We start from the raw sequence: 24,208 nt of genomic DNA on the forward strand, positions 1-24,208 counted from the left end.
AAGAACCTTCTCGTTAAAAAATTTACTGTTGCTGCTGTACCTGTTGTTGCCGTTCAAACAAACGTACTTCAGCTTCTGAAAACATCTCTTCACACCCGCCGCCAAGTCTTGTGCCGCGTACCGGGCAGGCGTCCAGATAATCCATGCCTATCGCCAGCCACAGGTGTTGATGGAGCAGCCGGGTGTTGTTGGTGATGTCAAACCCCTGCCAACGGCCATTCAACCACACTTCCGCCCAGGCGTGCATCGCCACGTGCTGACTATCCTGACTATACACATAACCGCTCACATAACGGGCCGGGATATGCAGGCTACGACAACAGGCCAGAAAGACGTGGGTATGATCCTGACAAACGCCTTTCTGCATGGCGAAGGCGACCGCCGCGCTATCCTGAACCTGCGTAGCGCCGGGAGTATACGGCATTTTCACAGCTAATTCCGCCATCAGCGTATTCAGACTTTCCTCCGGCGCATCAGGCCGATAATAGCGCTGCGCAAACTCGCGGATATCGGCATCGGCCTCGGTCAGCGGCGTGATGCGCAGAAACACCAGCGGCGAAAGCGTATCTTCCGGGGCGGGGCTGCTTTCTGCTGTGCTCTCTGTTATGGCGTTATCGGCGATTTCGACCACGCCTTGAGCATGAATGGTGATGTCATGATGCGGGTGATCCAACGTCAGCACATGCAGCACATTGCCGTAGGCATCGGTGGTTTCCACCGCGGTGGCTGGCAACGTCAGCTTCCATTCCCGTATCTTCTGATGCGCCGAATCCTGTGGCGTCAGACGCAGGTACTGGGTGCTGAACTTCACTTCCTCATCATAGTGATAGTGGGTCAGGTGATTAATAGTGAGTTTCATAGCGCCTCCAGATAAGTATGACGGATGCTTTCAGCTAGTTCATTGATTTTACTGATGAAATTACTCAGGTAAATGTGCAGATCATCTGCCAGAATATCGTCCAGCGTACTGAAGCGCAGTTCGACGTGCAGCAGGTGCGCGAGACGATGAGGCACTTTGGCTCGCTGGCTGCCAATGGCTTCCAGTTGCTGAACCAGATCGCCTACACAGGCGTGCAGCGAGCGCGGCACGTCCTCACGTAGCACCAGCAGTTCGGTCACGGTTTCGCGGTTTATCGGATGGCGATAGATACTGTGATAAGCCTCACGCGCGCTGACCGCCCGCAACAGGGTATCCAGCCGGTAATATTCGCGCACCGGATCGGGATCGCTGTTCAATTGCTGATCTTTTACGTTGAGCAACTGAGCGGTGGCGTAAGCGCGCTCTATCAACGTCCCCACGCGAATAAAGCACTGGGCGTCGTTACGCAGCAACGTTCCGAACATCGCGCCGCGAAACAGGTGGGAACGCTCTTTCACCCAATCAAAAAATTCATCGATGCCGATTTTATCAACGCCCTGATGACGCAGATTGCGGATATCAATGCGGGTTGTATTGATGCATTCCCACACTTCGGAAGACAAACTGCCGCGCACGGCATGGGCATTGTTCCAGGCCATTTCGATGCAGTGGTAAATACTACTTGGATTCTGACTGTCCAGCGCGAAGAAATTCAGCAGGTTGTTCATGGAGAAACGGGTGTAGCGCTGCTGAAAAAGATCGTGGGTGTAAGTCAGATTCAACGGCAACGCCAAATCGTGCTGTTGCTGGCTATGACGCGGCATCATGGAGAGTTTGTAAGTCACATCCAGCACGCGGGCGAGACTTTCCGCCCGTTCCAGATAACGGGCCATCCAATAGAGTTCACTGGCGGTGCGGCTTAGCATTATTCATCCTCCTCCATGACCCAGGTATCTTTGGTACCGCCGCCTTGCGAGGAGTTGACCACCAGCGACCCTTCCGTAAGCGCCACGCGGGTCAGTCCGCCGGGCACCAGACGGATTTCCTCGCCGAACAGCGCGAACGGTCGCAGGTCAATGTGGCGGGGGGCCAGACCCTGTTCGACAAACGTGGGGCAGGTGGAAAGCGCCAATGTCTCCTGTCCGATGTAGTTATGCGGATTGGTCAGCAAACGCAGCCGAAAGTCATCAATTTCCTGACGTGTGGCTTTCGGGCCGACCAACATGCCGTAGCCGCCCGCGCCGTGGACCTCCTTCACCACCATGCTGGCCAGATTATCCAGTACATAGCGCAATGCTTTGGGATCGCGGCACTGCCAGGTGGGAATATTGCCCAGAATCGGCTCTTCGGACAGATAGAAACGGATCATCTCCGGCACATAGGGATAGATGGATTTATCGTCCGCTACCCCGGTGCCAATGGCATTGGCCAGCACCACGCCGCCAGCGCGGTAGACTGACAACAACCCCGGCACGCCAAGCATCGAATCAGCGCGGAACGCCAGCGGATCGAGGAAGGCATCATCCACACGGCGATAAATGACGTCCACCTGACAAGGGCCTTCCGTGGTGCGCATATAGACTGCGCCTTCCTTGACGAACAAATCGGCGCTTTCCACCAGTTCGACTCCCATCTGCTGGGCCAGGAAGCTGTGCTCGAAGTACGCGCTGTTAAAACGGCCCGGCGTCATCACCACCACGGTCGGATCATCAACCGGCGTACTTTCACGCAGCGTCTGCAACAGGTAGCTGGGGTAGCGTTCGACGGGAGCGATATGCTGGCTGGCGAACAGATCCGGGTAGAGCCGCATCATCATTTTGCGGTTTTCCAGCATGTAAGAGACGCCGGAAGGCGTGCGCAGGTTGTCTTCCAGAACGTAATAATGGCCGTCGCTGTTGCGCACCATATCGATACCGGTGATATGGGCGTAGATATTGTTGTGCAGATTGACGCCCTGCATGCAAGGTTGGTACTGGTCGTTTGCCAGCACCTGTTCACTGGGGATAATGCCTGCCTTGAGAATATGTTGCTGATGATAGATGTCATACAGAAACGCGTTCAGCGCCTGGACCCGCTGCCGAATACCGCGATCGAGTTGTCGCCATTCATGAGCCGGAATAATGCGCGGCACACTGTCGAAAGGAATTAAACGCTCGGTACCCCCCTCTTCACCATAAACATTAAACGTAATTCCAACACGATGAAACAGCAGTTCGGCCTGTTCCTTTTTCTGCCGGATGGCCTGTTGATCGGTCTGTTGTAACCATTGCCAATAGGCGTTGTAATGCTGACGTTGTTTGCCTTCCAGCGAGATCATCTCATCGTAGTAAGGCGCGGTCGGAAGTTTCATTCTTATCATCATCATCCCCAGGCATCTCGCTTAATAGCGATAATAGATCAATGCATAAAATGCGCCATTTTGACAAAGTGAGCCTTTGTCATTAGTTAGCAAAAGATTTTGCTTATTACTGGGGCGTTCTGTGAGTCGGTTGCACCATGGGAATTCGTATCAGGCGCGGGTTCTGGATCGGCATACGCCGTTTTTTCGACGCGGATTAACCGATCCTTAACTGATCGACATAAACATAAGAGTGGTTTTTACTTTGCGAATAATGACGGGATGGTGAGTCAACCGGTTTAAACCGGTGGCCATTCATGAAAAGTGCTTATCAGGGACAACACCCATATAGCGTCCTCATCTTCGATAATTTCATACACCATACGAAGTGTTGATGTGGGCACAGTTCGCGCGTCCCCGCGATCTTACCGGGAACGCCCATTTCTGGTTGTTCGCCCAGCCTGCTTGCGGCTTCGCTAAAGTGATTATCCATTTCAACAGCAGCGACCGGATTATCCGCCGCAATATCATCCCATATGTCAGCACGATCTTGCTCGGCCTCTGGCGTCCAGATAACGATCACGATCTGCCTTTACCCGCTATCACCTGATTGCGTCGAGCCGCAAACGTTGCTTCAACTTCTTCATTAGTCCGGCCAAGACCAGTACGTACAGATTGGCGAGCGACTTCAACTTTACGCCGTAGAGCTTCATTGTGAAAACAGCTTTTGTCGCCATAATACCCCCATAAAAAGAGATACTGGGTATATACCCAAGCATTACCAAATGACGTGCTATTTTTGGTTTTGTTTTCCGGCCAGGCAACGGATGATAGGTTTTGGGTCAAGAAACTTGTCGCATATATCAATGGGTTATGGATGGCGCCGCGGCAGGAGACAAGGTTAAGATCCTGAGCAATTTGCATAAAAAAACCGGAAACCATGAGATTCCCGGATTCTTACACCACGACTGGATCATTCCGCCGATCCTTGACTGCTCGGCATTACGCCAAATAGCGCGTCTTTATGGTGTTATGAATGACTTTGACCAATAACAAGGCTTAACGACGAACGGCGATCGCTTCAATTTCGATTTTGACATCTTTCGGCAAACGTGCGACTTCAACGCAAGAGCGAGCCGGGAACGGCGCTTCGTGTTCGTTGAAGAAGGCTTCGTAAGCGGTATTGACGAGGGTGAAATCGTGCAGATCTTTGACGAAAACGGTGGTTTTAACGATATCGGAAACGTTCAGGCCTGCGGCTTCCACAATCGCCTGAACGTTTTCCAGCGACTGACGCGTCTGGGCGGTAATATTGTCGGCAACCAGACCACTTTTCGGGTTTACCGGGATCTGACCGGAGGTGATGATCATGCTGCCGAGATCGACGCCTTGTACGTAAGGGCCGATGGCGGCTGGCGCGTGTTCAGTGCTGATAGTGCGAGACATGGTATCTCCTGATTAGGATGAAAAAGGGACGCTAACATTTCCGTTATTCAAAAAAGCATTGCCATTATTCAAAAAAGCCCCGCCTCAGGCAATGCTCATCAGCGGGGCAATGAAAGAAAACCGGCAGTGGGCGTTAGTGATCCTGCAATACGGCCTGACGCTCGAACTCTTTTTCACAGTATTTGCACTTCAGGTGGACTTCGCCCGCGCGTTGTTTAACGCTGAACGAGGACGACACCGGTTCGCTACGGCTGATACAGTTGCTGTTGGGGCAGGTGAGCACGCCGTCGATGTGTTCCGGCAGCGTCGGCGCCAGTTTGCGCACCACATCATAGTTATCAATCTGGTTGACGGTGGCTTGCGGCGCATACATCGCCAGTTGATTGGCCTGTTGTTCGGTCAGGAACACATTTTCGATTTTAATCAGATCCTTACGACCCAAATAGTTTGACGGCAGATTCAGCCCGATGGTAATGCGCTGATCGGTGGCGGTCAGCTTGAACAGCGTCAGCAGCTTGAAACCCACCTGGGCGGGAATGTGGTCGATTACCGTGCCGCATTTAATGGCTTCTACCTGTAATTTATTATCATGAGTCATGGCTATTCCTCGTGTTCTCACAAAACCAGTTCACTATTCAGCACCAACGCCAGCAATGCCTGACGTGCGTAGATCCCGTTGCCTGCCTGCTGGAAGTAGTAGGCGTAGGGCGTTGAATCCACATCGGTAGTGATTTCGTCCACGCGCGGCAAGGGGTGCAGAACCTTCAGGTTGGCGCGGGCAGTCTGTAAATCGGCGGCGCGCAGAATAAACTGGGACTTGATGTTGATGTATTCGGACGGGTCCAGACGCTCTTTCTGTACGCGGGTCATATACAGAATATCCAATTCGTCCACCACGTCTTCAATACTGTTATGCAGGCTGTAAGGAATGTTTTTCTCTGTCAGCATGGTCAGAATGTAATCCGGCATCGCTAGCGCGTCCGGGGCGATAAAGTAAAAGCGGTTGCCTTCGAATTTCGCCAGCGCCTGCGTCAGCGAATGTACGGTACGGCCATATTTCAGGTCGCCGACCATAGCGATATTGATATTGTTAAGACGGCCCTGCGTTTCCTGAATGGTGAACAGGTCGAGCAACGTTTGCGTCGGGTGCTGGTTGGCGCCATCACCGGCATTCAGAACCGGAATACCGCCGGAGAATTCCGTCGCCAGTCGGGAGGCGCCTTCTTGCGGGTGGCGCATGACAATGGCGTCAACGTACTGGCTGATGACTGAAATGGTATCAGCCAGCGTCTCGCCTTTTTTGCCCAGCGACGTGTTATTGCTGTCGGCAAACCCGACCACAGACGCGCCAAGGCGGTGCATCGCCGTTTCAAAAGATAAACGTGTTCGCGTCGATGCCTCAAAAAAACAACTGGCAATCACTTTGTGCTTTAACAGTTCCGGCTGGGGTCTGACTTTCAGACTGGCGGCGACCTGTAAGGCCAACTCCAGATGTTCTCGGCTGAGATCGTTAATCGAAATGATGTGTTTTTGATAAAGCGGATTGACCATTTTTGTTTTTCTCCTAACGGTTGGTCCGGTAAACACAGGACAAGTAAACAGAGGCGGCGTCTGGTTTTCCATGAATGACAGGCAAAAAAAAGCCCCTCAACGGAGGGGCTTTTTTGAATGATTGATTGAGCAACGGAAAGGAAAACGCCGACTGGCTGCCGGATGGCAGTTGTGGTTGATAACCAACATAAGCAGCGGATTTATTGATGCAGCAGCGCATGACCCCTCCCGGCAAATTGTCGGAAATTATACGCGCCGAGGACGCTAATTCAAGCGGAAAACGTGATTTTTTACCCATCGCAATCGGTTGCGCAGTGAATATCCTTGACATAAAAAATGAAGATAGGAAGGAAGTTCGAAAGGAAGCGTGAAATGCAGCTCACTCTTTCGGTCTAAGGCGCTGGCGAGCGCCGGGTTTGGCGAGTATAACGTTTTCAGACCATTGTTTTATAAAATAAGGTTTCACTTTCAAACGGGGAATATATGATTACTGGCAATATCCATCATCTTGAACTGGTTCCTTACCTGCCAGCCAAATTGCGCGCCGCCATCGAATATGTTAAACGGCACATCACGGCGGATACCCCGCCGGGCAAGCATGACATTGACGGTGATAACGAATTTATTCTGATTTCCAACGACAGCACGGATTTAGTGGCAAAACGCCGCGCCGAGTATCACGCCAAATATCTGGACATCCAGATTGTGTTGTCCGGCGTGGAGGGCATGACGTTCAGCAATCTGCCCGCCGGCAAGCCGGATACCGATTGGCTGGCGGATAAAGACATCGCGTTTTTGCCCTCTGGCGAACAGGAAAAACAGTTTGTGATGCAGGAAGGGGATTTCGTGGTCTTTTTCCCAGGCGAAGTACACAAACCCCTATGTGCGGTTGGTGAACCTGCGCACGTGCGTAAAGCCGTGGTAAAGATTGATGCGGCACAATTTGATTTTCTTCCCTGATTCTATTCTCGTACATAACTCAGGGAAAAAAACGAAGGCGACAGGCGTGCTTCATTCTTGGCGTAAAAGGGGCTGAGTCGGGAGATGACTTCAGGATGAACCGTATGGATGCGGTTCAAGCCAGTGTTGCGTCGGGAACGCGTCACTGGCGGTCCGTCAGACGTCACCTCACGGCGAAGGACCCGCGTAGCGGCCCCGTTCCGCCAAAAGCCACAGATTAAGGCGCGCGGCGATTGAGCGCTCCTTGTCGGGCGCGTGCTACGACGTTGCATGGAAATACCGCTATTCTTGCGCACGAAACCCCACTGAACTGACATGTCTCGTGTCGGTAAGGTGGCTGAGCAAGGGCGGAATACTAATCCTCACTTAATGTCGCCACCATAACCGCTTTAATGGTGTGCATGCGGTTTTCCGCTTGATCAAATACGATGCTGTGTGCGGATTCAAAAACCTCGTCCGTGACTTCCATTCCGCCGTGCAGACCGTATTGTTCCGCCATCTGTTTGCCGAGGGTGGTCTGGTCGTCGTGAAAGGCCGGCAGGCAGTGCAGGAATTTCACCTGCGGGTTGCCCGTTGCGGCAATCATCGCCATGTTCACCTGATAGGGTTTCAGCAGTGTAATACGCTCTTGCCAGGCTTCTTTCGCTTCTCCCATGGAAACCCATACGTCGGTGTAAATGAAATCGACGTCAGCCACACCTGCGGCAATATCTTCCGTCAGCGTAATGACGCCGCCGGTTTGTTTGGCGGCGGCCTGACATTCGGCGACCAGTCCGGCGTCCGGCCAGCAGGCTTTGGGCGCGACCAGACGTAAATCCAACCCGGTCAACGCCGCCGCTTCCAGCATGGTATTCCCCATGTTGTTGCGCGCATCGCCCACATAAGCCAGTTTCATGGTGGACAGCGGCTTGCCGGGCAAATGCTCTTGCATGGTCATCAGATCGGCCAGTAATTGCGTCGGATGAAACTCATCGGTCAGCCCGTTCCAGACGGGTACGCCGGCATATTGCGCCAGTGTTTCAACAATTTGCTGACCGTAGCCGCGGTATTGAATACCGTCGTACATTCTGCCCAGCACGCGCGCCGTATCCTTGATGGATTCTTTGTGACCGATCTGACTGCCGCTGGGCGCCAGATAGGTGACTTGCGCCCCCTGATCGTATGCAGCAACTTCGAAAGAGCAACGAGTCCGGGTCGAATCTTTTTCGAAGATGAGTGCGATGTTTTTGCCTTGCAGGTGGCGGGTTTCGTTGCCGCTTTTTTTATCGGCTTTCAATTTGATTGACAGGGTTAGAAGCCTGGAGATTTCTACCGGGGAAAAATCCATTAACCTTAAAAAATGACGCTTGTAAAACGATCTCATGACGAACATCTCCATACGGCTCAATATATTGATTGAATTAAAATTCACTTTATATGTGTAATTATTCAATTTCAAGTGGCGGTATCAAACTTTATGGTGGAGACGGCGGCAGCGCTGTGGGACAATGACGAAATAATACGTCGATTGAATGAGGACTGAGGCATGGCAAACCGCGAATTACTGGAAGAACAACGTGAAGAGACACGCCTGATCATCGAAGAACTGCTGGAAGACGGCAGCGATCCTGATGCGCTGTATACCATTGAGCATCATTTTTCAGCAGAGAAATTTGAAGTACTGGAAAAGGTCGCTGTGGAAGCGTTCAAACTGGGCTACGAAGTCACGGATGCGGAAGAACTGGAAGTGGAAGACGGCGTGTTGCTGATGTGCTGCGATGCGATCAGTGAAGTGGCCTTGAACGCCGAATTAATCGACGCGCAGGTGGAGCAACTATTGACGCTGACGGAACGTCATGGCGTGAATTACGATGGCTGGGGCACGTACTTTGAAGATCCTGATGGCGAAGAGGATGAGGACGGCGAAGACGAAAATTTTTATGACGAGGATGATGACGGTAAACGTCATTAATTCTTTGCTGCCAATCTCGTTCAAGGCCGCGCATGTGAAAATATGCGCGGCTTTTTGTTTTCCCCGCTGAGCGCCGGAATAAGAAATGCGTTCGAACCCAGCCGATCTGTTGGCTGTTCGAATAAGTGTCAGCGGGATTGTCATCCTATTTTGTCGTTAACGCTGAATGAGAAATTTCCCATTCTCACAGGTTGAGTGGCGATGCGAAAATGTAACTAATTATTTGCCAAGTTAATTATTTACTACATTCGGTATCGAAAAAATGACAAGGATTGCTCAGTTTGATTTTTCTTATTTTGAAATCAATAAATTAATTAATTATTTTTTAACCGGAAGTCATTTTTTACGCCTCGCTATCTTAACGATATTTTTACCTTTCATTGCGCCTGATGTTAATGCGGCAACGCGACCCGATGCGCAGCAAATTGAGCAGCGACAGATTAATCAACAGCAAATCAATCAGCAGGAGCGGCAGCGTGCGCAAGCGCGGCAACTGGCGCCTCAGACGCCGGATATCCGTTTACAACCGCCAGGCGCGTTCCTCACCCGATTGCATTTCCCGGTGGAAATGACGCCTTGTTTCCCTATCCGACGAGTCGAATTACAGGGAACGCAGGATTTTCCCGGCTGGTTGCCTTTGCAGCGACTGGCTGATCAGGCCGTGAACCAGTGCCTGGGCGCGAAGGGAATTAATTTGTTGATGAGCGCGCTGCAAAACCGTCTGGTGGATCACGGTTACGTCACCGCCCGCGTACTGGCGCCGGCGCAGGATTTAAAAAGCGGGACGCTGAAGCTGGTGGTGATGGCCGGTAAAGTCAGCAAGATCACGCTATCGCCGGACAGCGATCGTTATATTCAACTCTACAGCGCTTTGCCCGCGCGTGCAGGCGGGTTGCTTGATCTACGCGATATTGAGCAAGGGTTGGAGAATTTACAGCGCGTTCCCACCGCACAGGCGGATATGCAATTGCTTCCGGGAGAAAATCCGGGGGAAAGCGACGTGGTGGTCAGCTATAAGCAGGCGCGTCACTGGCGTATCGGCGCGTCGCTGGATGATGCCGGCACCAGGAGCACCGGTCGCTATCAGGGCGGTTTGACGCTATTCCTCGATAATCCTTTTTCTCTCAGCGATACGTTCTATCTCTACGGTGGGCGCGATCTGCAAGGCCGCGGCGGGAAAAGCAGCAAAAGCTACGTTGCGCATTATTCAGTTCCCTTTGGTTACTGGCAGGCGGGCATCACCGCCAGCGGTTATGACTATAACCAGACCATCGCCGGTCTGAATGAAAATTACACCTACCGCGGCGAGAGCGAAAGTCTCAACGTCCAACTCAGCCGTGTTCTGCACCGCAGCGGCAGCCAGAAAACCTCAATCAGCTACGAGGTGCTGACCCGCGAATCACGTAATTTTATCAATGATACGGAAGTCGAGGTGCAGCGGCGCAATACTTCCGCCTGGCGCCTTGGCTTGCAACATCGCCACTATATTGCGCAGGCGACGCTGGACGCCGCCGTCAGCTACCAGCGAGGCACTCGCTGGTTCGGCGCGCAGCCCGCGCCGGAAGAGGCGCGGGGAGAAGGCACCGGGTTGGCTAAAATCGTGCAGTTTTCCACTGCACTGGATGTGCCTTTCGCGTTGTTTGATGAGGCTTTTCGCTACAACGTGCAATACCAGCGTCAAATCGCCAGCACGCGCCTGACGCCGCAGGATCAGTTTTCTATCGGCAACCGCTGGACGGTGCGCGGCTTTGACGGCGAACTGACGCTCAGCGCCGATGATGGCTGGCTGGTGCGTAATGAACTTGCCTGGCGAACGCCGCTCCAGAATCAGGAACTCTATCTGGGCGTGGATTACGGCGAGATCAGTAACAACAGCACGGAAATATTGTCGGGGCGGCATCTGGCGGGCGGGGTGATTGGTCTGCGCGGCAACGCGTTCAAAACCGGTTATGACCTGTTCGCGGGCGTCCCGTTTTCCAAACCTGGCGGATTCGATACCAGCCCGGTGGTCCTGGGTTTCAATCTGAACTGGCAGTACTGATGTCTTGGTTGAGCAATGCTTTTTGTTAAGGGATAACGAGAATGAATAAGCATTTTTATCGCATCGTCTTTAACCGGACGCGTGGCATTTTGATGGTGGTTTCCGAGCTTTGCCGCGGCTGTGTTGGCGGTTCCGCTTCTGCCGGGCGCGGAACGTCATTACGTCAACTGACGGGGCGTCTTTCGCCGCTGACATTCCTGATGCTCGGCGCGATGGGGTTGGTCATGTTGGCGCCGTCGGCGCAGGCGACGATCGTGGCGGATCGCAATGCGCCCGGTAACCAGAAACCGACGATATTACAGACAGCGAACGGTACGCCGCAGGTCAATATTCAAACGCCCAGCGCGGGCGGCGTGTCGCGAAATGTCTACAGCCAGTTCGATGTCAACCAGAAAGGCGCGATCCTCAACAATTCGCAAAAGCAGGTGCAAACGCAGCAGGGAGGCTGGGTGACGGGCAACCCCTGGCTGGCGAAAGGCGAAGCCAAAATCATTCTTAATGAAGTCAATTCGCGTGATCCCAGCAAGCTTAACGGTTATATCGAAGTCGCCGGGAAAAAAGCGCAAGTGGTGGTCGCCAACCCTGCGGGCATCAGTTGTGACGGTTGCGGCTTTATCAATGCGGACCGGGCGACGCTGACCACCGGTAAAGCGCTCATGGAAAACGGCCAACTGAAAGGCTATCAGGTTGAGCAGGGGAATATTCGCATCCAGGGCCAGGGCATGGATAGCAGCCGTCAGGGATATACCGACCTGATCGCGCAGACGGTGGAGATTAACGCCGGAATTTGGGCCAATGATTTGACGGTGACCACCGGGCGCAACCGCGTCAGCGCCGATCTGCGACAGGTTGACCGGCGGGCGGACAACGCATCGTCAGACTCGCAGACGACGCAGGAGCAGCCGAAACTGGCGGTGGATGTGGCGCAACTTGGCGGCATGTACGCCGGTAAAATCCAGCTTATCGGCACGGAAAAAGGTGTCGGCGTGCGCAACGCCGGAACGATTGGCGCGCAGGCGGGCAGCGTGACCATCACGGCGGACGGACGTATTGAAAACAGCGGCAGCATCAATGCCACCCAGAATGTCCAACTGGCGGGAAGCAATCTGGATAACCACGGTAAAGTCTATGCGCAGCAGGATGTGACGGTAAACGCGCGGCAACAAGCCGCCAACCGTGGCGTGCTGGCGGCGCAGCGCCATACCGCGTTAACCGCGGACAATATCAGCAACCAGCCTGGCGCGGTGCTGGGGGCCGGCATCAATAGCGACGGCTCTGTGGCGAACAGCGGCGATTTATCGCTGACGGCGGCGCAACGCATTGAGGCCAATGGCCAGCATCTGGCGGGCGGTTCGCTGCGCATGGCGGCGGCTGAGGTGAACGCCGACGGCAGCCAGACGCAGGCGACGAATGTGACGCTGAACGCCAGCACCGGATCCGTTTCCAGCCGTCAGGCGCATATCAGCGCGGACGGCCAACTCGATGTGGCGGCCGCGAAAGCCGTCAATAACGCCGGGGGAACGCTGATTGCCGGGAAATCGCTGGCGGTGAGGGCGGAAAGCCTGAGCGGTGACGGGCAGTTGCTCTCGCTTGGCGATATGTCGCTGACTTCCACACGGCGTTTCGATAATCACAGCGATGTGATCGCTAATGGCAAACTGGATTTGACGGTGGCAGGCGAGGTGACCAACCGCCGGAAAATTCAGTCCGGGAATGCACTAACGCTCACCGCCGATCGCCTCGACAATCAGTCAGGCGGGGAAATCAGCAGCCTGAAAACCCAGCTAACCCTGACGGACACGCTCACTAACCGTGGTTTGATTGATGGCGGTCAGACGCGTATCGACGCCGCAACGCTGAACAATATCGGCAGTGGCCGCGTCTATGGCGACTGGATTAGCTTGCAGTCGCAGACGCTGAACAATCTGGATGAAAACGGCATCAGCGGATCTATCGCGGCGCGGCAGGGATTGAATCTGGGCATCGGCACATTGAATAACCGGCAACAGGCGCTGATTTACAGCGACGGCGCGATGGCGCTGGGCGGCAGCCTGGATGCGGCGGGACAGGCGACAGGTCAGGCTGATACGATCAATAACCACAGCGCCACGATTGAATCGGTAGGGGACATGGCGCTGTCCGCCGGTCAGATCAATAACATCAACGACCATCTGGTCACGGAAACGGTCAATACCACCCGCTATATCGACGAGGCGGTGCTGAGTGGACACACCACGCGCTATAACTGGAGCGATATCTGGTTCACCCGCAATAAATACGGCGTCAATACCGCGCATATGCCGGATGGCTACGCTGATGAGCGATTTTATCGCTACAGGTATACCCGCACTGTTAGCGAGACGCGGGTTAAAGAGAGCGAACCGGGCCAAATTCTGTCCGGCGGTAACCTGTGGCTGACGGCGGCGCGAATGACCAACCGCGACAGCCGGGTCATTGCCGCGGGTTTGCTGATTGACGGCGTTAAGGAACTGAGCAATCTGGCGACGCCGGGCGAGCGCATCACCTCCGATGTCGGCTGGCAAGAGCGCTGGTATGCCAGAAAGAAAAAGAACTGGCGGGGCGTCACCAGGACCTCACAGGGGATCAGCGGCAATACCTATGCCCCTGCCGTGAAAGTCGAAACCATCGATTTGCAAGCCAGCGACTGGCGGCAGAACGCATCCTTCAATGGTTCGGGTTATGCGGTCACGGCGTTGCGCGCGGGCGTGGTCGGCCAGGATGCCATCCAGCCGACCGCCAAACTGCCGAACAGCAGCCTGTTTACGCTTCAGCCTGCGGCGGAAAGTCGTTATCTGGTGGAAACCGATCCGCGCTTTACCAACCAGAAACAGTGGCTGAGTTCGGACTACATGCTGAAAGCCTTCGGCCAAACCGATGGCCAAGATAAGCGGCTGGGCGACGGTTTTTATGAACAGCGCGAGGTGCGCGAGCAGATTATACAATTGACCGGGCAGCGTTATCTGGCGGGTTACACCAGCGATGAAGCGCAATATAAGGCGCTGATGGATGCCGGGATCGCGTTTGGTCGCCAGTTTTCGCTGACGCCGGGGGTGGCGTTAAGTCAAGAGCAGATGGCATTGCTCACCACTGACATGGTGTGGATGGTCAGAAAATCGGTCACATTGCCGGATGGCACCTCGCAATCGGTATTGGTGCCGCAGGTTTACTCAAAAGTGCGCTCGAATGAGCAAATCGGCGCGGGCAGCCTGCTGGCAGGCAATAACGTTTCCATTGGTCTTGCGGGCGGCATGTTGAACAGCGGACGCATTGCGGCGCGAGATACGCTGTTTATTTCTTCGGCAGCGCTGAACAATCAGGGCGGTTCGCTATTGGGTAAACAGGTGGAACTGCGTGTCCGTGATGATCTGAATAATATCGGCGGAGCGATCCAGGGGGAAGAAAGTCTGACGGCGCTGGCGGGCGGCAATATCAACAGCGCCAGCACGCTGAGTGGGCGTGAGAGCAATCGTATCCTCGATCGCGTCGCGGGGATATATGTTCAGAATGATAAAGGCGAACTGACGCTGGCGGCAGGGAGGGATATCAATCTGACAGCCAGTCAGATCATCAACGCCGGCGCCGACGGCACAGTGCGCCTCAGCGCAGGCAATAACCTGAATCTGACCACGCTGACCACCACCGAAACGCTTAACAGCGATTGGGACAGCAATAATTACCGGCGCTATTCAGCCCGCGAAGATATCGGCAGCCAGATTGCCGCCAACGGACAAATTACGCTGCGCGCCGGACAGGATCTGAATGCCGCGGCAGCCTCGGTGACGGCGCAACAAGGGCTACAGGCTCAGGCGGGAAATGATATCAACCTGCTCAGCGGTCAGTCTGCTTACTCGCTGACGGAACACAGCAAGCAGAGCAGTCGCGGACTGTTCTCCGCGCAGTCCAGCGAACGGCATGACAGCATTCAGGATCAAGCGGCGACAGGCAGCACGTTCAGCGGCGATAGCGTGACGCTCAATGCCGGCAACGATTTGCGAATTTCTGGCGGCGCGGTAGCCGGTACGCAAAACGTGGCGCTGACAGCCGGGCGAGATATCACGGTGACCACCGCACGCGAAAATCATCAGGAAACCCACCTGCGTGAAGAGAAGAAATCCGGCCTGATGGGGAGCGGCGGTATCGGTTTCAGCATCGGTCAGGCCAGCCGGAAGCGCACTACCGACAGTGAGGGCGACAGCGAGAAAGCCAGCACAATAGGCAGTGAAAGAGGCGACGCCACGCTGATTGCCGGTAACGCGTTGACTGTTCGCGGCAGCGATGTGGTCGCCGGACAGGATCTCACGCTGCGTGGTAAAGAGGTGACGATCAGCGCTGCGCAAAACCGTCAGACTCAGCGCCAGACTTATGAACAGAAGCAAAGCGGCCTTACGCTGGCGCTGAGCGGCACAGTGGGCAGTGCATTGAATACGGCGGTACAGACGGCGCAGACCGCTAAATCCACCGAAGATGATCGGCTGCAAGCGCTGCAGGGCGTGAAAGCGGCGCTGAGCGGCGTGCAGGCGGCGCAGGCCGGACGTTTTGCCGCGGCGCAAGACGATAAGGATGCAAACAATAATAATGTGGTGGGCGTCAGTCTCTCGCTGGGTAGCCAGTCATCGAAATCAGAACAGACGACCGAGCAGCATATCGCGCAGGGCAGCAGCCTGAACGCGGGACGAAATCTGGCGATGACGGCCACCGGCGACGATATTCTGGTGCAGGGCGGCGAATTGCATGCCGCTCAGGATGTGACGTTGAATGCCGCACGCGATATCAATCTGTTGTCAGCACAGAACAGTCAGCATACGCAAGGCAGCAACCAGAGCAAAGGCGGCAGCATCGGCCTCAGCCTTGGGGTAGGCGGCGGTGGCGCCAGCCTGAGCGTGAACGCCAGCATGAATAAAGCGAAAGGCCGCGAACTGGGCGAAGGGCTGAGTTACACGGAAACGCTGCTGGACGCGGGGCGTCAGGTACAGTTGACCAGCGGACGCGATACGACGCTGCAAGGCGCGCAGGTTAGCGGCGAACAGATAACGGCGCGGGTGGGTCGTGATTTGCTGTTGCAAAGCCAACAGGACAGCGATGTGTACAACAGCAAACAGCAGAGCATGAGCGCGGGCGTCAGCATCCCGATTTATGGCGCGGGCAGCGGTTCGGCCAGCTTCAGCCTGAGCAAAGACAAAATGCGCAGCAACTATCAAAGCGTGCAGGAGCAGACCGGACTGTTTGCCGGACAAGGGGGTTATGATGTCCGCGTCGGCAATCATACTCAACTGGATGGCGCGGTTGTCGGTTCGACGGCGGCGGCGGCGAAAAACCGGCTGGAGACGGGAACGCTGGGCTTCAGTGATATTGAGAACAAAGCGTCGTTCGAGACTTCGCACAGCGGCGTGGGCATCAGCACCGGCGGGCCGATAGGGATGGAGATGTTGAGTAATCTGGCTTCCAACTCACTGATAAGCGGGAACAACGACGGGAATGCCGGGAGCATGACGCGTGCGGCGCTGAGCGACGGTCAACTGACCCTCCGCGACCAGGCTGGTCAGCGGCAGGACGTCTCGCAGTTGAGCAACGATGTCGAACATGCCAATCAGACGCTGAGTCCGATATTTGACAAAGAGAAAGAGCAGCGCCGATTGCAGCAGATGCAACTGATAGCGGAAATCAGCAATCAGGTGGTAGATATTGCGGCTACGGAAGGGGCGATAATCGCGACGAAAGCGGCGAAGGAAAGGGCGGAAGCGCGGGCCTCGAATCTGTCGGCCGAAGACCGGCAATGGGCGCAAGAGGCGCTGGGTAAAGGCGAAAACCCGAATCTGACCCCGACGCAGGCGGATATCCGGGGTTATATTTACCAGACGGAGTATAAGAAAGCCTATAATCAGACGCTGGCGGACACCGGTTTCGGCACGGGCGGGGCGGTACGTCAGGGCATCATGGCGGTATCGGCGGCGGTGCAGGGCCTGGCGGGGGGCAACATCGCTCAGGCGATAACGGGGGGAGCGGCGCCGTATCTGGCGACGGTAATCAAGCAGGCGACGACGGACGCGCAGGGCGCAGTGAATGTGGCGGCGAATACGATAGCGCATGCGGTGCTGGGGGGTATCGTGGCGGAAGCGGGGGGCAACAGCGCCCTGGCGGGTGCGGCGGGTGCGGCGAGCGGAGAACTGGCGGCGCGGGTTATCACGGAGCGACTGTATCCGGGCAAAGCGGCGGCGGAACTGACGGAAAGCGAAAAACAGATGGTGAGTACGCTGTCTCTGCTGGCGGGCGGACTGGCGGCAGGCACGGCGGGTGACTCGACATCGGGCGCGGTAGCGGGGGCGCAGGCGGGGCAGAATGCAGTTGATAATAACTTCCTCGGTGCCACATCTTCAGACAAACTCGACAAGGCGGTTGAGAAAATTAAGAACGGTGATAAGTCATTAGCAACCGCTAATGAACTGATTAAGCTGGAAAACGCCGATAAACGCAGTGATGCATTGGTGGATAAATTTACCAGAGACCCTTCACAAATGAGTAGTGCTGAGCAGGCGGAACTGGCGGGCTATCTGCGTGTTTATGCGTCTGAGATGGAGAAGGCGTATGGTTCTGCGGTTTCGCAGGAACTGGTTAAAGGTTTGCTCTCAGGACAGGATTACACGAAACGCAACCCTGACTCTGAAGCCATGTCTAAGGCTCAGACAATCATGAACACCTGGGGCTATCACAAATCGAATGCCAGTATTGGTGACGCGCCTACTATATTCGTAGGCAGCGTGCTGGGTGTTACTGTGAAAGGTATGGCGGCTAATGCAGCAATTGGTGTGGGGGTTAATACCGGTGTTCAGCTTACCGGAAAAGATCCGTTCAGTTACGTTGATGCGATTATGTCAGGGGTAACAGCAGCAGCAACGACGGGGAAAGGTATTATAGCCTCAACACCTATCAATATGGGCGGTGCAGCAATTGGCAGTAGTATTAAAGGGGAGGAGCCGACTAACTCAACTATTGGAGCAGGGGTTGGTTCTATATTCGGTGGAGGTATTGGCAAAGTGGCAACTGAGCAACTAAAACCTGTTATTAAAGAAGGTAGCGCTGAAATCATTGGGTCAGCTACAGGTTCAATTGTAGGAGAGGCTACTGGCAATAAAGTTAAAGATAAACTTGATAATGCTGGCGAGAAAAATGGGAAAAATTAACATTAAAGACTTGGTTAAACTGCTTTTCTTGTGTGTAAGCATATTCTTTGTTGCCGTAGTAATCGCTTATCTACTGGCATCAGTAATTGTCTATTTTAAAATAGATATATTTGATTTTGATTGGAAAGAAGCTTTCACTGACGCTTTCAGAAAAGGGATTGTGGGCGGTTTAATACTTGGCTTCGGCCTCTGGATAAAAGCCAAGCTACAAGAGCGTAAGGCCCGAAAAGAGTCAGCCAAATAACCCTATAATGCAATCCCGGCCTTTAAAACAGGCCGGTTTTTTATATGCCAGTCAAAACCTCAGTTCCGCCTCAATCACCAGTTTATCCCGTTCTATGGTGACGATAACCGGCTGGCCGGTGTTAAAGCCGAGTTCTTCCAGCCACCTGCCGCTGAGCTTAAGCTGCGGGCTGGGCGGTTTTTTACCGCTGTTGGGGGACAACTGAAGGTATGGTAGTAACGGGGTTGCGGGGGGGTAATTTAGTTGCGCGGGAGCTGGCTTAGCATCGCGTTCAACGATTAACTACCTTAGACGCTGAGTCCGATATTTGATAAGGAGAAAGAGCAGCGTCGATTGCAGCAAATGCAACTGATAGCGGAAATCAGCAATCAGGCGGTGGATATTGCGGGTACGGAAGGGGCGATAATCGCGACGAAAGCGGCGAAGGAAAGGGCGGAAGCGCGGGCTTCGAATCTGTCGGACGAAGACCGGCAATGGGCGCGTGAGGCGCTGGGTACGGGAGCAACGCCGAATCTGAACCCGATGCTGGCGGACACCGGTTTTGGCACGGGCGGCGCGGTTCGTCAGGGCATCATGGCGGTATCGGCGGCGGTGCAGGGCCTGGCGGGGGGCAACATCGCTCAGGCGATAACGGGGGGAGCGGCGCCGTATCTGGCGACGGTAATCAAGCAGGCGACGACGGACGCGCAGGGCGCAGTGAATGTGGCGGCGAATACGATAGCGCATGCGGTGCTGGGGGGTATCGTGGCGGAAGCGGGGGGCAACAGCGCCCTGGCGGGTGCGGCGGGTGCGGCGAGCGGAGAACTGGCGGCGCGGGTTATCACGGAGCGACTGTATCCGGGCAAAGCGGCGGCGGAACTGACGGAAAGCGAAAAACAGATGGTGAGTACGCTGTCTCTGCTGGCGGGCGGACTGGCGGCAGGCACGGCGGGTGACTCGACATCGGGCGCGGTAGCGGGGGCGCAGGCGGGGCAGAATGCGACCGAGAATAACAACTTCAATCTGAGCGCGATTACGCCGAAAGGATTGCAGGATGTAGGAGCATCGATGACATCGCTTTACACCAATACCAACATGGTGGATGAAAACGGCAACGTATTGAATCCGATAACGGAAGAAGAACGGCAGTATGCGATGCATAAACTGGTGACGGGGACGATGCCGGAGGGGCAGGATATCTCCAAAGCGATAGTGGACGGGTATACGAACGGTGTACTAATAGCGGGTGCATGGTATTTGGGGCCAGCGGCATCAATAGGCAAAGTGGCGGTCGGTTCTGCGCTGAGTGGCGGCGCGAATGCCGCGTATCAATGGTATGACCTGAGTCAACCGGGTAATGAAAACAAGACCTATGATTACTGGAGTACTACAGCGGCGTTAATTACAGGGGGGTTGGCTCCGGGGCGTGGAATATGGGCTAACTTAGCAATCGCCGCAGGGGGAACCATATTTACTGATGGGCCGGATAAAGGGGCTCTTACTGGCACAAGTGCTGGATGGGCGTTTGGTACAACAGTTGGTTTAATTGCACCACCTTTATTTGATCCTGTCTTAGGTTCTGGTTCAGCACCTGTTGGTGATATTATCGGTGCGATAGGCGGGGAATTTATAAGCAACACAGTCAAGGATGAAATTAATGAAAAGAACAAATAAGCCTACTGTAGGTTTGCTGTTTCTAAGCATTGCATACATGGTTTTCTGTTGTTTAATCTTTTTTTCTCTGGCTTTGGTAACTGTAAAGTTCATCATTAGTCATAAAGTGAGTATCGAACAAGCAGATATTAAACATGTTTTAGTCGCCAGTGTTATTGCAGGAACAGCGGCGGCTCTTAGATCGTGGATTTTGGCTAAAATAGATGAGCGTAAAGCTCGAAGATCTCCTCCTTCTGATCCAGAATAAACAAAAATCCCGGCCCCTAAAACAGGCCGGGATTTTTTTGCGTCATTCAGCCACAATGCGTATCAGCAGTTGGCCCTGTTCAACGGTGATAACTACCGGGGTATCCGTCCCAAATCCCGCGGCTTCCAGCCAATGGCCCTTGAGGTGGAGGCTGGGGCTGCGGCTGTAATAGCGCGTCATGTCATTGCGGTCGGCGTGGCGGCGGCTGACATAGCCGGCCTTCAGGTGTCGTAATGCTTGGGATGCGGCGGGTTCTGACTTATGGTGTGCATCAGCCTGATCCTACCCATCATTAGTGGACACGCGACTAAGTGAGTAAACTCTCAAGCAGAGGTAGCTCACATGACAAAACCAGCATCAACCAATAAGAAACCCCGTAAGCAGCCTACGCCCGAATTCCGCGATGAAGCCCTGAAACTGGCAGAGCGTATTGGTGTCGCTGCCGCTGCACGCGAACTCAGCCTGTACGAGTCACAGCTTTATGCATGGCGCAGTAAACAACAGCAACAAATGACCGCCTCAGAACGTGAAAATGAACTCGCGGCTGAAAATGCCCGTCTGAAGCGGCAGTTGGCTGAACAGGCTGAGGAATTGGCTATTCGCCAAAAGGCCGCGACATACTTCGCGAAATGCCTGAAATGAAGTATGTCTTTATTGAAGAACATCGGGCTGAGTTCAGCATTAAAGCGATGTGTCGGGTGCTTCGGGTTGCCCGCAGCGGCTGGTATGTCTGGCGTAGACGTCGTTGTCAGATAAACCCACGTCAACAGTGCCGGCTCGTTTGTGATGAGGCTGTCCGTAACGCATTCGCTGAGGCAAAACAGCGCTATGGTGCGCCGCGTCTTGCTGATGAGTTGCCGGAGTACAACATCAAAACCATCGCTGCCAGCCTGCGTCGTCAGGGGTTACGGGCGAAAGCCAGCCGTAAATTCAGTCCGGTCAGCTACCGTAAACATGGCCTGCCGGTATCGGAAAACCTGCTGAAGCAAAACTTCATCGCCAGCGGTCCAAACCAGCAATGGGCAGGCGACATCACCTATCTTCGCACGGACGAAGGCTGGCTCCATCTGGCTGTTGTGATTGACCTGTGGTCACGGGCGGTTATCGGCTGGTCGATGTCATCACGAATGACGGCACAACAGGCCTGTGATGCATTACAGATGGCGCTCTGGAGACGTAAACGACCACAGAATGTTATTGTTCATAAGACAGAGGCGGGCAGTATTGTTCAGCGGACTATCAGGCGTTGCTGAAACGACATACGTTGCGTGGCAGTATGAGCGCCAAAGGTTGCTGTTACGATAACGCCTGTGCGGAAAGCGTCTTTCACACACTGAAAGTAGAAGGTATCCACGGCGAACACTTTGCCAGCAGGGAAGTGATGCGCTCAGCGGTATTTGATTATATAGAGTGCGATTACAATCGCTGGCGTCGCCACAGTGCCTGCGGCGGTCTCAGCCCGGAACAATTTGAAAACGAAAACCTCGTTTAGTGCTGTGTCCACATTACGTGGGTAAGACCACTGGCGGCACGGGTTATTACGGAGCGTCTGTATCCGGGCAAAGCGGCGGCGGAACTGACGGAAAGCGAGAAACAGATGGTGAGTACGTTGTCTCTGCTGGCGGGCGGACTGGCGGCATGCTCGGCGGGTGACTCGACATCGGGCGCGGTAGCGGGGGCGCAGGCGGGGCAGAATGCAACCGAGAATAACTCTCTGAGCTTTGATGAAGCCCGCGCTTTTGACAAGGAAATGACGGCTTGCGAAGCTTCCGGTGACGACTGTGATGCGGTTATTCGTAAATACGACTCGTTAAATAGGGAAAATCGTGAAGAGTTGCAACAGGCGCTGGCGAAAGATCCACTGGTTGTTCTGAGTGGTGAAACTAAATGGAATGTTGAAGGCGGGTTGTCTGCCGCTGACAGGCCTGATTGGTTATACGGTTCGTTGGATAACCGGGATGTAAGGGATTATGTTGCAGCCAATAACCGTTATGACCTGAATTATATTAATAGTCATACCACTAATGGTGATCGAGCTTTGGCGTTTATTGGTGAGCCAGAAAATTTCTGGGGATTGATTGCGGGGGGGAGATCATTATTTACATCGTCAACAACGATGAGTGATAAATTAGTTGGTGGAGCTTTAAGTTATGGCGCGAATGGTCTGGTACAAATCTCTAGTGGAAATACCGGAGATAAATTTGATTATGTAAGCTTTGGGTTTTCTGGGCTAACTGGTGCGGCAACCACTGGTAAGTCTTATTATTCAAACCAACTTATTGGTGCGGGTAGTGCTTATGCGACTAGCCAAATCACAGGACAAGATAGTCAGGCGGCTGTAATGGGTAGCATGGTAGGTACTGGAGTAGGTTATGGTATCGGTTCTGCCATTACCAATAAATTAGAAACTCAGCACATTAAAAACTACTTTGGAATGGGGGCAAGCAAGAATGCTTTAAAATATACCGAGAATTCCTTTGGCCCTGGTTATTTATTGAAAGGTGGGGCAATGAGCCCAATTCCTGGGATGTCTGGTGGTAGTGTTGGTTCTTTAATGTCAGAGGCCGCTAGTAACGCTGCTCAAAAGGAAGTTCAAGGAGGTAATAAGTGAAACACCCTCTCTTATTCCTTTTGTTTTTAATCATCACTTATGCAGTTTTATGTGCTGTTGGTGTGGTAATCACGATATGGCTCGTTCTATCACATCCAATAACTTTTCAACAGGTTATACACTATAGCAAGATCGGTGTATTGGGGGGGGGATGGATAGGTGCAGGAATATGGTTTTCATATTACCTAAAATGTAGAAAGAATCTTAAATAATCCTTGCTGTTGAGAATAACTTCCTCGGTGCAACATCTTCAGACAAACTCGACAAGGCGGTTGAGAAAATTAAGAACGGTGATAAGTCATTAGCAACCGCTAATGAACTGATTAAGCTGGAAAACGCCGACAAACGCAGTGATGCACTGGTGGATAAATTTACCAGAGACCCTTCACAAATGAGTAGTGCTGAGCAGGCGGAACTGGCGGGCTATCTGCGTGTTTATGCGTCTGAGATGGAGAAGGCGTATGGTTCTGCGGTTTCGCAGGAACTGGTTAAAGGTTTGCTCTCAGGACAGGATTACACGAAACGCAACCCTGACTCTGAAGCCATGTCTAAGGCTCAGACAATCATGAACACCTGGGGCTATCACAAATCGAATGCCAGCATCGGCGATGCGCCCCTGATATTTGGCAGCAGTGTGCTTGGTACTACGATAAAAGAAGGAATGGCGCTTAATGCGGCTATTGGTGTTGGAGTTAACTCTGCCGCCCAGCTCAGCGGAAAAGATCCGTTCAGTTATGTCGATGCGATTATGGCAGGGATAACAGCAGCGGCGACAACAGGAAAAGGTATCGGTGCATCAGCCGGAATTAATATGGACGGAGCTGCAATCGGGAGCGGAATTAAAGGAGAAGATCCGACCAATTCGGTTATTGGAACTGGATTAGGTTCCGTGCTTGGTGGCGGTACAGGTAAGGTTATATCTGGAGCTTTGGGATCTTCTGTAAAAGAAGGAACAGCAGATAAATAGCTTCGCATATTACCGCTCCATTTTAGCCAGTCCGTGTTGATTGCCGGGGAACGGCGATGCAGCATTCATAAACTGATTTACCTGTTCCAGTAACTGCCACATATATCGGCATTGATGATTTCGCGTTATGGTTTCGTGTAA

19 protein-coding genes and 3 pseudogenes are annotated in these 24,208 nt (G+C 53.7%); 10 read left to right on the plus strand and 12 right to left on the minus strand.

Annotation, left to right across the window (positions count from 1 at the left end):
* Positions 1–22: 22 nt before the first annotated feature.
* The 8 genes from NC856_RS12810 to pyrB all read right to left on the minus strand — a co-directional run bounded on the left by NC856_RS12810 (position 23) and on the right by pyrB (position 6,194).
* Positions 23–859, minus strand: coding sequence for a transglutaminase family protein (locus tag NC856_RS12810; RefSeq protein ID WP_264090820.1), 837 nt, complete (start codon positions 857–859; stop codon positions 23–25).
* On the minus strand, positions 856–1,785 hold the full coding sequence (locus tag NC856_RS12815) for an alpha-E domain-containing protein (protein ID WP_264090821.1): 930 nt from the start codon (positions 1,783–1,785) through the stop codon (positions 856–858). Before NC856_RS12815 ends, NC856_RS12810 begins: the two co-directional genes overlap by 4 nt.
* A complete protein-coding gene (locus NC856_RS12820; protein ID WP_264090822.1) occupies positions 1,785–3,218 on the minus strand; it encodes a circularly permuted type 2 ATP-grasp protein in 1,434 nt (477 codons plus the stop codon). Before NC856_RS12820 ends, NC856_RS12815 begins: the two co-directional genes overlap by 1 nt.
* 310 nt (positions 3,219–3,528) lie before the next feature.
* Complete coding sequence (locus tag NC856_RS12825) at positions 3,529–3,780, minus strand: type II toxin-antitoxin system RelE/ParE family toxin (protein WP_264090823.1); 252 nt, start codon at positions 3,778–3,780, stop codon at positions 3,529–3,531.
* Positions 3,777–4,139: a hypothetical protein gene (locus NC856_RS12830; protein ID WP_264090824.1), complete on the minus strand. Its 363-nt coding sequence runs from the start codon at positions 4,137–4,139 to the stop codon at positions 3,777–3,779. The genes NC856_RS12825 and NC856_RS12830 overlap by 4 nt, the downstream gene beginning before the upstream one ends.
* 117 nt (positions 4,140–4,256) lie before the next feature.
* Positions 4,257–4,643 carry a 2-iminobutanoate/2-iminopropanoate deaminase gene (gene ridA / locus NC856_RS12835; protein ID WP_113865304.1) on the minus strand — a complete coding sequence of 129 codons (387 nt, stop codon included), beginning with the start codon at positions 4,641–4,643 and terminating at the stop codon, positions 4,257–4,259.
* 133 nt (positions 4,644–4,776) lie between these two features.
* Complete coding sequence (gene pyrI, locus NC856_RS12840; RefSeq protein WP_264090825.1) at positions 4,777–5,241, minus strand: aspartate carbamoyltransferase regulatory subunit; 465 nt, start codon at positions 5,239–5,241, stop codon at positions 4,777–4,779.
* 17 nt (positions 5,242–5,258) lie between these two features.
* A complete protein-coding gene (gene pyrB, locus NC856_RS12845) occupies positions 5,259–6,194 on the minus strand; it encodes an aspartate carbamoyltransferase (RefSeq protein WP_264090826.1) in 936 nt (311 codons plus the stop codon).
* Positions 6,195–6,677: 483 nt separating this feature from the next.
* Here pyrB and NC856_RS12850 point away from each other — a divergent pair, with 483 nt between their 5' ends.
* On the plus strand, positions 6,678–7,154 hold the full coding sequence (locus tag NC856_RS12850) for a YhcH/YjgK/YiaL family protein (protein ID WP_264090827.1): 477 nt from the start codon (positions 6,678–6,680) through the stop codon (positions 7,152–7,154).
* A gap of 355 nt (positions 7,155–7,509) precedes the next feature.
* On the opposite strand, the gene argF is transcribed toward NC856_RS12850, so the two are convergent.
* Positions 7,510–8,517, minus strand: a complete 1,008-nt coding sequence (gene argF / locus NC856_RS12855; RefSeq protein WP_264090828.1) for an ornithine carbamoyltransferase — start codon at positions 8,515–8,517, stop codon at positions 7,510–7,512.
* 162 nt (positions 8,518–8,679) lie between these two features.
* Between argF and rraB the strand changes: the two genes are divergently transcribed.
* The 4 genes from rraB to NC856_RS12875 all read left to right on the plus strand — a co-directional run bounded on the left by rraB (position 8,680) and on the right by NC856_RS12875 (position 18,589).
* Positions 8,680–9,105 carry a ribonuclease E inhibitor RraB gene (gene rraB, locus NC856_RS12860; protein WP_264090829.1) on the plus strand — a complete coding sequence of 142 codons (426 nt, stop codon included), beginning with the start codon at positions 8,680–8,682 and terminating at the stop codon, positions 9,103–9,105.
* A 262-nt stretch (positions 9,106–9,367) separates the two neighbouring features.
* Positions 9,368–11,146, plus strand: a complete 1,779-nt coding sequence (locus NC856_RS12865; RefSeq protein WP_264090830.1) for a ShlB/FhaC/HecB family hemolysin secretion/activation protein — start codon at positions 9,368–9,370, stop codon at positions 11,144–11,146.
* A 41-nt stretch (positions 11,147–11,187) separates the two neighbouring features.
* Positions 11,188–18,345 carry a hemagglutinin repeat-containing protein gene (locus NC856_RS12870; RefSeq protein ID WP_264090831.1) on the plus strand — a complete coding sequence of 2,386 codons (7,158 nt, stop codon included), beginning with the start codon at positions 11,188–11,190 and terminating at the stop codon, positions 18,343–18,345.
* Positions 18,332–18,589: a hypothetical protein gene (locus tag NC856_RS12875; protein WP_264090832.1), complete on the plus strand. Its 258-nt coding sequence runs from the start codon at positions 18,332–18,334 to the stop codon at positions 18,587–18,589. Before NC856_RS12870 ends, NC856_RS12875 begins: the two co-directional genes overlap by 14 nt.
* A gap of 51 nt (positions 18,590–18,640) precedes the next feature.
* On the opposite strand, the gene NC856_RS12880 is transcribed toward NC856_RS12875, so the two are convergent.
* Complete coding sequence (locus NC856_RS12880; RefSeq protein WP_264090833.1) at positions 18,641–18,790, minus strand: SymE family type I addiction module toxin; 150 nt, start codon at positions 18,788–18,790, stop codon at positions 18,641–18,643.
* 141 nt (positions 18,791–18,931) lie between these two features.
* On the opposite strand from NC856_RS12880, the gene NC856_RS12885 reads away from it, so the two are divergent.
* Both NC856_RS12885 and NC856_RS12890 read left to right on the plus strand, forming a co-directional pair.
* Entirely contained in the window at positions 18,932–20,242 is a 1,311-nt protein-coding gene (locus NC856_RS12885; protein ID WP_264090839.1) for a VENN motif pre-toxin domain-containing protein, read from the plus strand.
* Positions 20,226–20,489, plus strand: coding sequence for a hypothetical protein (locus NC856_RS12890; protein WP_264090834.1), 264 nt, complete (start codon positions 20,226–20,228; stop codon positions 20,487–20,489). The genes NC856_RS12885 and NC856_RS12890 overlap by 17 nt, the downstream gene beginning before the upstream one ends.
* Before the next feature lie 42 nt (positions 20,490–20,531).
* Here the strand turns inward: NC856_RS12890 and NC856_RS12895 are convergent, their stop codons facing one another.
* Positions 20,532–20,669: a SymE family type I addiction module toxin gene (locus tag NC856_RS12895; RefSeq protein WP_318841733.1), complete on the minus strand. Its 138-nt coding sequence runs from the start codon at positions 20,667–20,669 to the stop codon at positions 20,532–20,534.
* A 162-nt stretch (positions 20,670–20,831) separates the two neighbouring features.
* On the opposite strand from NC856_RS12895, the pseudogene NC856_RS12900 reads away from it, so the two are divergent.
* The 3 genes and pseudogenes from NC856_RS12900 to NC856_RS12910 form a co-directional block, all read left to right on the plus strand.
* Positions 20,832–21,981, plus strand: a pseudogene (locus NC856_RS12900) (IS3 family transposase).
* 105 nt (positions 21,982–22,086) lie between these two features.
* On the plus strand, positions 22,087–23,100 hold the full coding sequence (locus NC856_RS12905) for a VENN motif pre-toxin domain-containing protein (protein WP_404802328.1): 1,014 nt from the start codon (positions 22,087–22,089) through the stop codon (positions 23,098–23,100).
* A gap of 220 nt (positions 23,101–23,320) precedes the next feature.
* Positions 23,321–24,061: pseudogene (locus NC856_RS12910) on the plus strand (VENN motif pre-toxin domain-containing protein); the annotation flags it as partial.
* A gap of 15 nt (positions 24,062–24,076) precedes the next feature.
* On the opposite strand, the pseudogene NC856_RS12915 reads toward NC856_RS12910, so the two are convergent.
* Positions 24,077–24,208, minus strand: a pseudogene (locus tag NC856_RS12915) (IS630 family transposase); the annotation flags it as partial.

Source organism: Brenneria izbisi (assembly GCF_025840185.1).
GTDB lineage: Bacteria > Pseudomonadota > Gammaproteobacteria > Enterobacterales > Enterobacteriaceae > Brenneria > Brenneria izbisi.

What these genes read in the sequence shown, in the direction of transcription:
- NC856_RS12830 (WP_264090824.1), bottom strand. Translation starts at nt 4,139, where the DNA reads ATGGTTTCCGGTTTTTTTATGCAAATTGCTCAGGATCTTAACCTTGTC.
- NC856_RS12820 (WP_264090822.1), bottom strand. Translation starts at nt 3,218, where the DNA reads ATGATAAGAATGAAACTTCCGACCGCGCCTTACTACGATGAGATGATC.
- NC856_RS12865 (WP_264090830.1), top strand. Translation starts at nt 9,368, where the DNA reads ATGACAAGGATTGCTCAGTTTGATTTTTCTTATTTTGAAATCAATAAA.
- NC856_RS12850 (WP_264090827.1), top strand. Translation starts at nt 6,678, where the DNA reads ATGATTACTGGCAATATCCATCATCTTGAACTGGTTCCTTACCTGCCA.
- NC856_RS12890 (WP_264090834.1), top strand. Translation starts at nt 20,226, where the DNA reads ATGAAAAGAACAAATAAGCCTACTGTAGGTTTGCTGTTTCTAAGCATT.
- NC856_RS12905 (WP_404802328.1), top strand. Translation starts at nt 22,087, where the DNA reads ATGGTGAGTACGTTGTCTCTGCTGGCGGGCGGACTGGCGGCATGCTCG.
- NC856_RS12870 (WP_264090831.1), top strand. Translation starts at nt 11,188, where the DNA reads ATGAATAAGCATTTTTATCGCATCGTCTTTAACCGGACGCGTGGCATT.
- pyrB (WP_264090826.1), bottom strand. Translation starts at nt 6,194, where the DNA reads ATGGTCAATCCGCTTTATCAAAAACACATCATTTCGATTAACGATCTC.
- NC856_RS12810 (WP_264090820.1), bottom strand. Translation starts at nt 859, where the DNA reads ATGAAACTCACTATTAATCACCTGACCCACTATCACTATGATGAGGAA.
- NC856_RS12895 (WP_318841733.1), bottom strand. Translation starts at nt 20,669, where the DNA reads ATGACGCGCTATTACAGCCGCAGCCCCAGCCTCCACCTCAAGGGCCAT.
- pyrI (WP_264090825.1), bottom strand. Translation starts at nt 5,241, where the DNA reads ATGACTCATGATAATAAATTACAGGTAGAAGCCATTAAATGCGGCACG.
- NC856_RS12815 (WP_264090821.1), bottom strand. Translation starts at nt 1,785, where the DNA reads ATGCTAAGCCGCACCGCCAGTGAACTCTATTGGATGGCCCGTTATCTG.
- argF (WP_264090828.1), bottom strand. Translation starts at nt 8,517, where the DNA reads ATGAGATCGTTTTACAAGCGTCATTTTTTAAGGTTAATGGATTTTTCC.
- NC856_RS12875 (WP_264090832.1), top strand. Translation starts at nt 18,332, where the DNA reads ATGGGAAAAATTAACATTAAAGACTTGGTTAAACTGCTTTTCTTGTGT.
- ridA (WP_113865304.1), bottom strand. Translation starts at nt 4,643, where the DNA reads ATGTCTCGCACTATCAGCACTGAACACGCGCCAGCCGCCATCGGCCCT.
- NC856_RS12885 (WP_264090839.1), top strand. Translation starts at nt 18,932, where the DNA reads ATGCAACTGATAGCGGAAATCAGCAATCAGGCGGTGGATATTGCGGGT.
- rraB (WP_264090829.1), top strand. Translation starts at nt 8,680, where the DNA reads ATGGCAAACCGCGAATTACTGGAAGAACAACGTGAAGAGACACGCCTG.